This window comes from Haemophilus parahaemolyticus, from assembly GCF_018373095.1.
GTDB lineage: Bacteria > Pseudomonadota > Gammaproteobacteria > Enterobacterales > Pasteurellaceae > Haemophilus_A > Haemophilus_A parahaemolyticus_A.
In genome coordinates this window covers 1-11,699 of sequence record NZ_JAHAHT010000052.1, presented here as the reverse complement: position 1 = coordinate 11,699, position 11,699 = coordinate 1, and the positions used below count along the sequence as shown (strand labels likewise).

General features: G+C 39.5%; 13 protein-coding genes and 1 tRNA gene. 6 read left to right on the top strand and 8 right to left on the bottom strand.

Going from position 1 to position 11,699, the window contains the following annotated elements; all coding sequences use genetic code 11:
* Nucleotides 1-271, bottom strand: a 271-nt coding sequence (locus KH943_RS06340; protein WP_304109082.1) for a cytochrome ubiquinol oxidase subunit I, incomplete at its 3' end; no start/stop codon positions are given.
* Nucleotides 272-687: 416 nt separating this feature from the next.
* On the opposite strand from KH943_RS06340, the gene KH943_RS06335 reads away from it, so the two are divergent.
* Nucleotides 688-1,017, top strand: coding sequence for a DUF5339 domain-containing protein (locus KH943_RS06335; RefSeq protein ID WP_304109079.1), 330 nt, complete (start codon nt 688-690; stop codon nt 1,015-1,017).
* Between the two features lie 152 nt (nt 1,018-1,169).
* Here the strand turns inward: KH943_RS06335 and KH943_RS06330 are convergent, their stop codons facing one another.
* The 6 genes from KH943_RS06330 to potA form a co-directional block, all read right to left on the bottom strand.
* The gene (locus KH943_RS06330; protein WP_304109076.1) at nt 1,170-1,454 is read right to left on the bottom strand and encodes a hypothetical protein; all 285 of its coding nucleotides are present in this window, start codon (nt 1,452-1,454) and stop codon (nt 1,170-1,172) included.
* A 641-nt stretch (nt 1,455-2,095) separates the two neighbouring features.
* Nucleotides 2,096-2,185, bottom strand: a tRNA-Ser gene (locus KH943_RS06325).
* 102 nt (nt 2,186-2,287) lie between these two features.
* Nucleotides 2,288-2,599 (bottom strand): BolA family protein, encoded by a 312-nt coding sequence (locus KH943_RS06320; RefSeq protein WP_304109073.1) that lies wholly within the window; start codon nt 2,597-2,599, stop codon nt 2,288-2,290.
* A 110-nt stretch (nt 2,600-2,709) separates the two neighbouring features.
* On the bottom strand, nt 2,710-3,477 hold the full coding sequence (gene potC, locus KH943_RS06315; protein ID WP_304109070.1) for a spermidine/putrescine ABC transporter permease PotC: 768 nt from the start codon (nt 3,475-3,477) through the stop codon (nt 2,710-2,712).
* Nucleotides 3,477-4,337, bottom strand: a complete 861-nt coding sequence (potB, locus tag KH943_RS06310; RefSeq protein WP_304109067.1) for a spermidine/putrescine ABC transporter permease PotB — start codon at nt 4,335-4,337, stop codon at nt 3,477-3,479. Before potB ends, potC begins: the two co-directional genes overlap by 1 nt.
* A complete protein-coding gene (gene potA / locus KH943_RS06305) occupies nt 4,327-5,439 on the bottom strand; it encodes a spermidine/putrescine ABC transporter ATP-binding protein PotA (RefSeq protein WP_119223321.1) in 1,113 nt (370 codons plus the stop codon). The genes potB and potA overlap by 11 nt, the downstream gene beginning before the upstream one ends.
* Before the next feature lie 278 nt (nt 5,440-5,717).
* Here potA and lpxH point away from each other — a divergent pair, with 278 nt between their 5' ends.
* The 5 genes from lpxH to KH943_RS06280 are packed head-to-tail and all read left to right on the top strand — an operon-like array spanning nt 5,718 to nt 10,359.
* Nucleotides 5,718-6,416 carry a UDP-2,3-diacylglucosamine diphosphatase gene (gene lpxH, locus KH943_RS06300; protein WP_304109064.1) on the top strand — a complete coding sequence of 233 codons (699 nt, stop codon included), beginning with the start codon at nt 5,718-5,720 and terminating at the stop codon, nt 6,414-6,416.
* On the top strand, nt 6,413-7,207 hold the full coding sequence (locus KH943_RS06295; protein ID WP_304109062.1) for a glycosyltransferase family A protein: 795 nt from the start codon (nt 6,413-6,415) through the stop codon (nt 7,205-7,207). Before lpxH ends, KH943_RS06295 begins: the two co-directional genes overlap by 4 nt.
* 30 nt (nt 7,208-7,237) lie before the next feature.
* The gene (rep, locus tag KH943_RS06290) at nt 7,238-9,256 is read left to right on the top strand and encodes a DNA helicase Rep (protein WP_304109059.1); all 2,019 of its coding nucleotides are present in this window, start codon (nt 7,238-7,240) and stop codon (nt 9,254-9,256) included.
* Between the two features lies 1 nt (nt 9,257).
* Entirely contained in the window at nt 9,258-9,812 is a 555-nt protein-coding gene (locus KH943_RS06285) for a DNA topoisomerase family protein (protein ID WP_304109057.1), read from the top strand.
* Nucleotides 9,805-10,359, top strand: coding sequence for a Sua5/YciO/YrdC/YwlC family protein (locus KH943_RS06280; protein WP_304109054.1), 555 nt, complete (start codon nt 9,805-9,807; stop codon nt 10,357-10,359). Before KH943_RS06285 ends, KH943_RS06280 begins: the two co-directional genes overlap by 8 nt.
* 80 nt (nt 10,360-10,439) lie before the next feature.
* Here KH943_RS06280 and thrS read toward each other — a convergent pair.
* The coding region (gene thrS / locus KH943_RS06275; protein ID WP_304109051.1) for a threonine--tRNA ligase at nt 10,440-11,699 on the bottom strand (1,260 nt) is incomplete at its 5' end.

Here is an 11,699-nt window from a genome sequence, read left to right as displayed (position 1 = left end):
TATCGCCCACATAGTGAGAGTAATATGACCAGTTAGTACCGAACTGGAATTCCATTGTAATACCAGTCGTTACCCCAAGAGCAAAGTTAATACCGAATAACTTACCCCAGAATTTGGTCATATCTTTATAAACTTCTTTTCCTGTCGTTACATAAAGTGTTTCCATCACTACAAGGACAAAAGAAAGACCTAATGTAAGCGGCACAAATAAGAAGTGATAGAGAGCAGTTAAAGCAAACTGCAAACGCGAGAGTTCAACAAAGTCTAACATCTCAAACCTCTTCATCTTGAAAATATGAAATACGATTAATTATTCGACACCGAATAATGCCCCACAAAACTTTGACCCAAAGCAAAGATCTACCCTACAAGGTAATCAGAGTTTCGAGTATCTATTCTACCTGTTATTGAAAAAATAAAAAACAACCGTTATTCACAAGAACTTAACCTTTTGTTGAAATAATTCAAGGTTTATCAATGTTTTTTAATAAACTAAGAAAAATGAATGTAAACCTTTACCTCTCAATAGGTAAAATTGGCTGATTCTTTTGAGAAATATCAAAAAAATCTGCTTTTTATTTACTTATTCTTGCTGACTTTTTTATTTAAGCGTGCTAATCTCTTGATAATTTAAGTCATTTTTATTTATATTAAAAGATTTTAGCTATAATAGAAAAAGGTAAAAATATGCTAAAAAAACATTTTCTTCTTTATTTTTTAATTTATACCAGTATTTTATTTGCTACAAGCGTACAAGCTCATGTGAAAACCTCTTCTCTTACTATTGAAAAACCAGAGGTTATTAAACTTATTCCCCAATGTGAAAATATGTTTGATGTTGCTGACACTCTAATTAAGGATGCTGAGAAGCAACCTGGCACACACACTCAAGTAACACGCTTAAAAAATAAATTAACTGAAGCAAAAAAACAACTTGTTGAGATGAAAGAAAGCTTACAACAAAAAAGTTGTGAAAAAGGCTTAAGTGTTTTGAATACACTGAAACAGAAGCATTAATATTTTGATAAAGTAGATCTTTTTATTTTTAAGTATAGTAGGTAAAAAGCATAAATAGACAAAAGTGTTGGTAAAAATAAAATCAGCTCCTTCTTTTAATCGCCTATTAAAAATTTCTTTCAGCCTACCTGTAATTTTAAAGCGGACTTTTTTTACCTGTTTTTTTGTTGTGTAATATGTAATACACGGTTAAAAATATGTGAATGGTGGATGTTACATATATCAATCGGTCTTTTCCCAGGTAAGTAGGTGGTTTCGATAATATCTGACATTTTTTGATCAGCAAATTCGTAAATTTTATTAAGAATGTAATCTTCCTTTTTCACACCTTGCGATGGGCTAGGTAGAGATGTGTATCCCCATTCTCTGGCTTTGTTCCAGATATAGGTAAATAATCCTACTTCAATATTGGCGGAAGGTGGGTTGCTTTTCTCCATTGTAGATATTGGCTGATGTGTTTAGGTTCAATTCTTTCGATTGCTATGGGTGGGATTGCCAAAAAATTTATAAAGCCATTTAAGTGATCGTTTATTGCTATATTGTGTATTTTTAGCTTTGGTGGGGCTGATTTCGAGTTCATATCGTTTTGCGATGTCAATAAATAAGACAATGTCAGATTTTTTATGGTATTCCATATTAAGCCTGGCGGTTTCAAGAACGGTATTGTATTTGTCTGAACCGAGCGATTTTTCCTTTCCATTAGTAAGAACGTAGTAAAAGTATTTGACCGCTTGCCTGTTTGCGTCTGCGGCAGAGTAGGTTTGGAGGCAAGCCTTGGTTTTGTCTTTTGCGTGGGCGTGCCATAAGTCCTCCTAGCTTGCTTTTATTTCGTTAGAGGTCCAGCCATCATCATTGGTAGGCATATTTTTTCTTGGTCTGGGTGTAGCATAATCCTGTCTGACAATAGGCGTACCGTGGGCGTTAATTTTGACGGATTAGCAACTATTTTGTCTACGGTGCGTAAAGTTTGTATATAAAAAAATCCCTAAGCAAAATGCTTAGGGATAAAGTAAAAATAAAGTATAACTACTTTAACTTAACCAAGGAAATATCTATGAAAACATCCTTTCTTACTTAATGGCGGTGAGAGGGGGATTCGAACCCCCGATGCAGTTTCCCACATACACGCTTTCCAGGCGTGCTCCTTCAACCACTCGGACATCTCACCGAATCAATAAAAAAGACGATCTAATTCTAGCGTTTTTAGGCGTTTTTATCAAGATATTTTTAGTTTGTAAAATAAAGCAGGAATTTTACCGCTTGTTATGGTTTAAAGACCAACACCTGCACAACGTGGGGAATCTGGTCTTTGTTCGCCGATAGCTTGCCACTCTTCTGGTGTGTAAGTATGCAATGCTAATGCGTGAACACCGCCTTCTAATTCAGCGTTAAGACATAGATAGATCGTTTGATGCCGAGCTACGCTGCGTTTGCCGTTAAATGCTTCTGTTACTAATGTCACTTTAAAGTGTGATTCTGAGCCACGTCCAGAACTATGCATATGGCTTTCGTTTTCGATTTGTAAAAAAGTAGGATTAAACGTTTCAGTTAATTTCTTTTCAATAGATTGTTGGATGAGCATGATTAGTTCTCGTAGGGTAGACTTCAGTCCACTATGTCTATATAAAATTCGGCGGACTGATGTCCGCCCTACAAAACAGCCCACATTTTGTGGGCTATTTACGTTTTAAATTAATGTTTTTTACGCAATGCTAATTGGCTTAATACCACTAATGTGAGCGAGAATACAATCATAATGGTAGCAAGAGCATTAACCTCTGGCGTTACGCCTGTCTTCACGAGTGAGAAGATTTTAAGCGGTAACACTTCGTAACTTGGGCTAGTTACGAAAGAAGAAACTACGACATCATCAAGTGAGATAGTGAAGCTTAATAACCAACCTGAGATGATGGAAGGTAACGCAAGTGGAAGAATAATTTTGCGTAAAATCGTCACTTCACTTGCTCCTAAATCTTTCGCAGCTTCCAACATTTTGCCATCAAAGTCACTTAGGCGTGCAGAGATGGTAATCACCACATAAGGTAAACAGAAGGTAATATGAGCAATCAATAATGAGATAAAGCCAAGCTGAATGCCTAACATCATAAAGAGTATGAGCATTGATACTGCCATAACAATATCAGGCGACATCATTACAATAAAGAGCAAACCGCCCACCATTTGTTTACCGCGGAATTTATAACGATAAAGGGCGATTGAGGTTAATGCCCCTAAAATCGTTGATAATGTTGCCGCAAAAAATGCAATGGTGACCGAGTTTAATGTGGCTTGAACAAGAGTATCGTTGTTAAATAAACGCTCATACCAGTTCCAGCTAAAGCCTTTCCATTGCAAGCCGTATCTGTCCGCATTAAATGAGTTTACTACCAAGATAATAATCGGAATATAAAGGTAGGCAAAAACCGCGAACATAAAAAGATTTCTAAATGTCTTTTTCATTATTCAAGCTCCACCTTTTTATTTAATAATTTATTCGCACGATAGTAAACATAAAGCATTAATGCCATTAAAATGGTTAATGCGAGACTTACTGCAGAGCCCAACGCAAATTGGTTGGTATTTAAGAACAAGCTCTTAATAATGTTACCTACCAATGGTGTTTTGCCTCCACCAAGTAAGTCGGCAACGTAGAACATCCCCATCGCTGGAAGAAGTACTAATAAACAGCCTGACACAATACCTGGCATCGTAAGCGGAATAGTGACGCGAATAAAGCGTTGGAACGCATTTGCCCCTAAATCTTTTGCAGCTTCTAATAAACGATTGTCGATTTTTTCAATCGAAGAGTAGAGCGGTAAAATCATAAATGGTAACAAAATGTAAACTAAGCCGATGATAATCGCAAGTTCTGAGTTCAATAAGCGCAATGGTTCATTGATGATGCCTAACCACAATAATGCTTCATTTAGCAAACCTTTCACACCTAAGAAAATCTTGATGCCGTAAATACGAATAAGCGAGTTCGTCCAGAACGGCAACACCACTAAAAAGAGTAAAATTGGACGCACTTTAGCGGGCAATTTTGCAATAATAAAAGCAAAAGGATAGCCAATAATCAAACAGAAGAAAGTGGCAATCCCCGCCATATACAAGGAGTTCCAAAGTACTGTGGCGTAGGTATCGTTAAAGAGTGCTTGGTAAGCACTTAAGCTAAACGCAAAATCAACGAAATATTGACTTTGGCGGTTTTCAGTTAAGAAACTGATGACAAACACGAGCACATTCGGCACTAATACGAAAAGTAAAAGCCAGCCGAAAATGGTTGCCACCGTTCCTTTTTGGAATTTATTATTCGTCATCGTTTAGGACAACCTCCCAACCTTCGTGCCACGTTAATGCCACTTTTTGACCCACTTCGTGGTCAATGTTTGGATCATCTTCATTGAAGAATTCGCTTACTAACACGTTCATACCGTTGTGATCAAGTTTCACGCTAGATTCAAGCGTCATACCTTTATAGTTACGGTCGATAATGTGACCGATGATTGCTTTTGAGCTTTCATCTTCGTCTAATTCTTCAATCACAATATCCTCAGGACGAAGCAACACTTTCAATTTTTGATTTGGCTGAATGTCTAATTCTTCTACTTTAATATTGCAGATTCGACCTTCCACGTTTGCTTTCACATTAGTAGCATCTATACGTTCAATCACAGTGGCATCGAACACATTAATTTCGCCAATGAAGTGTGCCACGAATAAGTTTTTCGGCTCTTCATAAATTTCGCGAGGTGTGCCATCTTGAGCAATTTTACCTGCATTCATTACGATAATACGATCCGACATCGTTAACGCTTCTTCTTGGTCGTGCGTTACAAAAATAAAGGTAATGCCTAATTGACGTTGTAATGCTTTTAACTCTTGTTGCATCTCTTTACGCAATTTGTAGTCAAGAGCAGAGAGTGATTCATCTAAAAGTAAAACTTTTGGTTTATTTACCACCGCACGTGCAATAGCAATACGTTGTTGTTGGCCGCCTGAAAGCTGTGCTGGTTTTTGCTCGGCACGGTCTTCCAAACGCACCATACGTAATGCTTCCATTACACGCGGTTTGATTTGATCGTTTGGCACTTTTTGCATACGCAAACCAAATGCCACGTTTTCAAAAATGGTCATATGTGGGAAAAGTGCATAGCTTTGGAATACGGTATTCACAGGGCGTTGTTCAGCAGGGATATTAGATACATCTTGACCATCAAGAATAATTGAACCCTCTGTTAAATCTTCAAAGCCCGCAATTAAACGTAACGCAGTTGTCTTGCCACAACCTGAAGGACCTAAAATTGTTAAAAATTCACCATCGTTAATGGTTAAATTCAAATTTTTCAGAATCGTTTTGCTACCATAGCTTTTGGTAACATTGCGAAGTTCGATAATGGGTTTGTTATCTAACTTTTCCATTTACTGTTGTTTTCCCCTATGAAGAGAGTTGAGAAAATGAATTGCAAATTCAATAAAAATTGCTTGATTTGCAACGCGAAATGAGAATAAATCAATCTAGTATGATATAGCGAATGGCTTGACTTTGAAAGTGAAAATTTACTTTTTGAGCGATAAGCGGCTGATTTTTGACGATATTTGGTAAAATAATAATACAACACAGATAAATCCGTATTTTCTTTGCAGTTTCTGTAATTTTTCGCTACATTACCGCCAATTTGAACAAATCCATTCACGTTATGATTTACTTTATCTCCGACCTGCATTTAGGCGAATCACACCCCAAAATCACCAAGCTCTTTTTGCAATTTATGCAGCAAAAAGCACCGCTTGCAGAGGCAGTTTATATCCTTGGTGATCTATTCGATTTTTGGATTGGCGATGATGAACAATCCCCGCTAATTGATGAAGTAAAACAGGCAATTCGAATAGTCACCGTAAGCGGTGTAAAATGCTATTTTATTTGCGGTAACCGAGACTTTTTAATCGGCAAGCGCTTTGCTAAAGAAACGGGAATAGAAATTTTACTTGATTATCAACTGCTTGATTTATATGGTAAAAAAGTACTGCTTTGTCATGGCGACACGCTTTGCATCGATGATGTAAAATATCAACAATTCCGCCAAAAAGTACATCAAAAATGGCGGCAAAAATTGTTTCTCTGTTTGCCTTTGTTTATCCGATTAAATATCGCCAATAAAATTCGAGCCAAAAGCAAGCAAGACAAGCGGTCGAAATCTTTTGAAATTATGGATGTAAACCCGAAATTTACTGCTGAAAAAGTTGAGGAATTTGGTGCTGAACTGCTGATTCACGGGCATACACACCGTGAGCATATTCATCAAGAACAAGGTTTTACTCGTATTGTGTTAGGTGATTGGAAAGATGATTATGCCTCGATTTTAGTTGTTGATGAAGCAGGAGCAAAATTCATATGATTGATGTGATTATTCCTTGCTACAACGCAGAAAAAACGTTGATGCGAGCGGTGCAAAGTGCGTTAAATCAAGTGGAATTAGGCAAAATTTGGTTAGTTGATGATGGCTCAACGGATGGTACTTTGAAACTCATGTTATCGATACAAAGCCAATTTCCTAAAAAAATTTGTCTCGAGCAAATGCAAAAAAATAGTGGTGTAGCAAAAGCCAGAAATTGGGGGGCGTGGCAAAGTGAATCGGATCTTATCGCTTTTTTAGATGCGGATGATGCCTATGAACCGCAAGCCTTGCAAGTGGCACAAGCAGTGTTTGAATTTTGCCCCGATGTGAGTTTGGTTCGCTTGGATTTGAAAGCGGTTGGAATTGCGGAAAAATATGCAAAACATCCGCAATTTGAGTACGCTTGGCAACATATGCGAATGACCTGTGGCGGTAATGTGGTTTTTCGTCGTGCTTTTTTCTTTGCTTGTGGGGGCTTTCCACAAAATCAACTTTTCCGCGAATTAGGTGGCGAAGATAGTGCTTTAGGCATAGCTACCACGAAAATAGCTAATGTTGCCACCTGTTTCCAAGATGCGGGTGTGTTGCACTACTGCCGTGAAGGCATGCACGCTGAACGCTTACTTGATGCCATTTTATTCGGTATCCAACCTGAAGGTGTTACGCCAGAAAAAATGGCTGAAGCGGAAAGCGTAACTAACCACATCTGTCAACAAATTGAACATTTAAAGCAAGGATTAAATAGCCCCAAAATTGGAATAAATCCGCTAAAAATGCAATGGGAAGCATAATAAACGGTCAAAAAATTAGATAAATAAACGATGAAACTCAACAACCAACAACAACAAGCGGTCGAATATGTAAGTGGTGCTTGCCTCGTTTTAGCGGGTGCGGGTTCGGGCAAAACGCGGGTTATTATCAACAAAATTGCACATCTAATCGAATATTGCAACTATTCACCGAGAAATATCGCCGCCGTAACTTTTACCAACAAGGCGGCACGTGAGATGCGTGAGCGTGTGGCTCATTCTATCGGCAAAGAAAAAACCAAAGGGCTGACAATTTCTACCTTTCATACTCTAGGCTTTGAAATTCTCAAACGTGAGCATAAATTGCTCGGTTTTAAGTCTGGAATGACGCTGTTTGATGAACATGATCAAATTGCTTTGCTCAAACATTTACTGCCTGAAAATGTGGCGGAAGATAAAGATCTCTTAAAAGCGTTGGTTTCCACTATTTCAAATTGGAAAAATGATCTGCTTTCGCCTGAAATCGCGATACATCAGTGCAAATTGGAGCGAGATCGCGTTTTTTCACACTTTTACCAACTCTATCAAAATCAGCTAAAAGCCTATAATGCCCTAGATTTTGATGATTTGATTATGTTGCCGGTGTTGCTTTTCCGCCAATTTCCTGAAGCAAAAACTCGTTGGCAGCAAAAAATTCGCTATTTGTTGGTGGATGAGTATCAAGACACCAACACTAGCCAATATGAGTTAATTAAACTTATCGTAGGCGAAAATGCGAAGTTTACCGTCGTGGGGGATGATGACCAGTCGATCTACTCTTGGCGTGGGGCGAAACCTGAAAATATGCGGCGTTTACGGGAAGATTTCGACCTAAAAGTGATTAAATTGGAACAAAATTACCGTTCTAGTCAGCGGATTCTGCATTGTGCCAACATTCTGATTGATAATAATGAACATATTTTCGACAAAAAAATATTCTCGGAATTAGGGCAAGGCGAAAAGCTGAATATTATTGATGCGAAAAATGAAGAACACGAAGCAGAGCGTGTCGTGGGAGAAATTATCGCCCATCGTTTTTCCAAAAAAACGAAATATAAAGATTACGCCATACTTTATCGAGGCAATCACCAGTCGCGGTTGCTCGAAAAATTGTTGATGCAAAACCGTATTCCGTACAAAATTTCGGGCGGAACATCGTTTTTCTCTCGAGCTGAAATTAAGGATATGATGGCGTATCTGCGTTTGGTGGTGAATCCTGAAGATGACGCTGCATTTTTACGTATTGTGAATGTGCCAAAACGTGAAATTGGTCCAGCTACGCTTGAAAAACTGGGCTTGTTGGCAAATGAAAAACATATCAGCCTGTTTGATGCGATTTTTGATTTTGAGCTGATTCAACGCTTAACGCCAAAGCCTTATCAAGCCTTGCAAGATTTCGCCAATTGGATCGTAAAAATTGCCGAGCAAGCGGTTCATTCTGATCCGATTGTTGCAATGAAAGATATGTTGGGGCAGATTCAATACGAAGCTTATTTGTATGAACAAGCAACCTCGCCGAAAGCAGCAGAAATGCAAAGCCGTAATGTGCAAACGCTGTTTGAATGGATTGAGGCGATGCTGGCTGGCGATGAAATTGAAGCTCCGATGACGTTGGAGCAAGTGGTTAATCGCCTGACTTTACGGGATATGCTTGAGCGTGGCGAAGATGATGACGAAGCCGACCAAGTGCAGCTAATGACGCTACATGCTTCAAAAGGGTTGGAGTTTCCGCACGTTTTTCTCATTGGAATGGAAGAGGGTATTTTGCCACACCAAAATAGCCTAGATGATGACAACCTGGAAGAAGAACGCCGCTTGGCTTATGTGGGGATTACTCGTGCTCAGCAAACGCTCACTTTTTCACTGTGTAAAGAACGTCGTCAATATGGCGAAATTATCAAGCCTGAGCCAAGTCGCTTCTTGCTTGAGCTTCCGCAAGATGATTTAGTTTGGGAAAGCGAAAAACCACAGCTGAGCGAACAACAGAAAGTGGATAAAGTGTCCTCAAATATTGCCGATTTAATGGCAAAATTAAAAGCGAATCAGAGATAAAATGTCACTATTTAAATCTACCAAACACGAAGAGTTTTGCCCCGATTGCGGAGCATTGTTGCAGATTAAACAAGGTAAATACGGGCTATTTCTAGGCTGTTCACGCTACCCAGATTGTAGTTACATTAGACCACTACACCAAAGTTCGCATGTAATAAAAACGCTAGATGAAATTTGCCCTGAATGTGGTCATTTTCTGCAAATTAAGCAAGGGCAGAATGGAATGTTTATTGGTTGCAGCAACTATCCAGAATGTCATTTTATTGTGCAGGAAGAGCAAGAAAAGCCTAAAGAAAGTTGGCTTTGCCCTGAATGTAAGAAACACCATTTAGTGCCACGTAAAGGACGAATAGGCAAAATTTTCTATGGCTGTGAAGGCTATCCCAAATGCCGATTTACCCTTGCAAGCCAGCCGATTGAAAAAGAATGTCCTGCGTGTCATTTTTCATTAGCCGTGTTACGTAAAGGTAAAAAAGGTTACCAATGTGCGAACAAAGCGTGTCAGCATATTTTTGAAGAAAGAGAAACAGAACAAGCGGTGAAAAAAGATGAATAATTTGCAAAAAATCATTGAGAAATTTCAACAAAATGAAGTGATTGCCTATCCAACCGAAGCCGTTTTTGGTTTAGGCTGCAATCCGAATAGCGAAAAAGCGGTCAGAGCCTTGCTTGCCCTTAAAAAACGAGAAGAGAAAAAAGGGCTGATTTTAATTGCCCCAACAGTGGAACTGCTTTTGCCTTATTTAGATGAGAGCAAATTGACGGAAACGGAATGGCAACGTTTTGGCAAAATTAGCAGCCAAGCGATTACGTGGATTATGCCCGCTAAACCAAACTTGCCCCGCTTTCTCACTGGGCAGTTCAACTCCATTGCCATGCGACTTTGCCGCACCCCTGCGGTGGAAGCCTTATGCTTAGCAACGCAATCTGCGATTACCTCCACCAGTGCCAATATTTCAGGCTTACTACCTTGTCGCACAAGCGGTCAAGTTTATGCTCAATTTGGCAAGGATTTCCCTGTATTAGAAGCTGAAACCGAAGGGCGAACCAACCCTTCAGAAATTCGAGATATTTTCACCCAACAGGTTTTGCGGGCTGGGTGAGTTTGGGCATATTGAATAAAAAACCGCACCTTGTGTAACACTTGGTGCGGTTTCTAGCATTTGTTCTTAATTAATCTTTTTTACTCTTCGCCTAACAATTTAAGCTCACGACCACGCACTTGGTTTTTCAAGATTTCAGCAAATTCTTCTACTTTGAATGTACCTAAATCTTCCCCTTTACGGGTACGCACAGCAATTTTTCCTTCAGCGATTTCTTTATCACCACACACGAGCATATATGGCACGCGGCGTAAGGTGTGTTCACGGATTTTGAAACCCACTTTTTCGTTACGCAGGTCTGCTTTCACGCGTAGACCTGCATCTGAAAGGGTTTTCACCACTTGTTGTACGTATTCCGCTTGGCTGTCGGTAATATTCATCACCACCGCTTGCGTTGGAGCTAACCAGGCTGGGAAGAAACCAGCATATTCTTCAGTAATGATACCGATAAAACGCTCAATTGAACCTAAAATCGCACGGTGGATCATTACAGGCGTGCGACGACTATTGTCTTCCGCCACATAAGAAGCATCTAAGCGACCTGGTAATGCAAAGTCTAATTGCACCGTACCACATTGCCATTCACGGCCTAAGCAGTCACGCAATGCGAACTCAATTTTCGGACCATAGAATGCGCCTTCACCTTCTTGAATTTCGTATTCTAAACCATTGTGGGCAAGTGCTGCGGCTAAACCTGCTTCAGCACGATCCCACATTTCATCTGAACCAATGCGGTTTTCAGGGCGAGTAGAGAGTTTTACAGCAATGTTGGTAAAGCCGAAAGTGCTGTAAATGTCGTAAACCATACGAATACAGCTGGTTACTTCAGATTCGATTTGATCTTCGGTACAGAAAATATGCGCATCATCTTGAGTGAAGCCACGCACACGCATTAAACCGTGTAAAGAACCTGATGGCTCGTTACGGTGGCAAGAACCGAATTCTGCCATACGAATTGGCAAGTCACGGTAAGATTTCAAGCCTTGGTTGAAGATCTGAACGTGACCTGGACAGTTCATCGGTTTGATTGCATATTCTCGGTTTTCAGATTGTGTGGTGAACATTAAATCGGCGTAGTTTTGCCAGTGACCTGTTCTTTCCCACAATACGCGATCCATCATAAACGGACCTTTTACCTCTTGGTAATCGTACTCTTTTAATTTGGTACGTACGAAGGTTTCAAGTTCACGGAAAATTGTCCAACCGTCATTGTGCCAGAATACCATACCAGGTGCTTCTTCTTGCATATGGTATAAGTCTAACGCTTTACCGATTTTACGGTGGTCACGTTTTGCCGCTTCTTCTAAGCGAGTTAAGTATTCCGCTAATTGTTTTTTATC

Bases quoted from the DNA above. Each gene is read 5' to 3' on its own strand.
- KH943_RS06335 (WP_304109079.1), top strand. From the start codon at position 688: ATGCTAAAAAAACATTTTCTTCTTTATTTTTTAATTTATACCAGTATT.
- KH943_RS06330 (WP_304109076.1), bottom strand. From the start codon at position 1,454: ATGGAGAAAAGCAACCCACCTTCCGCCAATATTGAAGTAGGATTATTT.
- KH943_RS06320 (WP_304109073.1), bottom strand. From the start codon at position 2,599: ATGCTCATCCAACAATCTATTGAAAAGAAATTAACTGAAACGTTTAAT.
- potC (WP_304109070.1), bottom strand. From the start codon at position 3,477: ATGAAAAAGACATTTAGAAATCTTTTTATGTTCGCGGTTTTTGCCTAC.
- potB (WP_304109067.1), bottom strand. From the start codon at position 4,337: ATGACGAATAATAAATTCCAAAAAGGAACGGTGGCAACCATTTTCGGC.
- potA (WP_119223321.1), bottom strand. From the start codon at position 5,439: ATGGAAAAGTTAGATAACAAACCCATTATCGAACTTCGCAATGTTACC.
- lpxH (WP_304109064.1), top strand. From the start codon at position 5,718: ATGATTTACTTTATCTCCGACCTGCATTTAGGCGAATCACACCCCAAA.
- KH943_RS06295 (WP_304109062.1), top strand. From the start codon at position 6,413: ATGATTGATGTGATTATTCCTTGCTACAACGCAGAAAAAACGTTGATG.
- rep (WP_304109059.1), top strand. From the start codon at position 7,238: ATGAAACTCAACAACCAACAACAACAAGCGGTCGAATATGTAAGTGGT.
- KH943_RS06285 (WP_304109057.1), top strand. From the start codon at position 9,258: ATGTCACTATTTAAATCTACCAAACACGAAGAGTTTTGCCCCGATTGC.
- KH943_RS06280 (WP_304109054.1), top strand. From the start codon at position 9,805: ATGAATAATTTGCAAAAAATCATTGAGAAATTTCAACAAAATGAAGTG.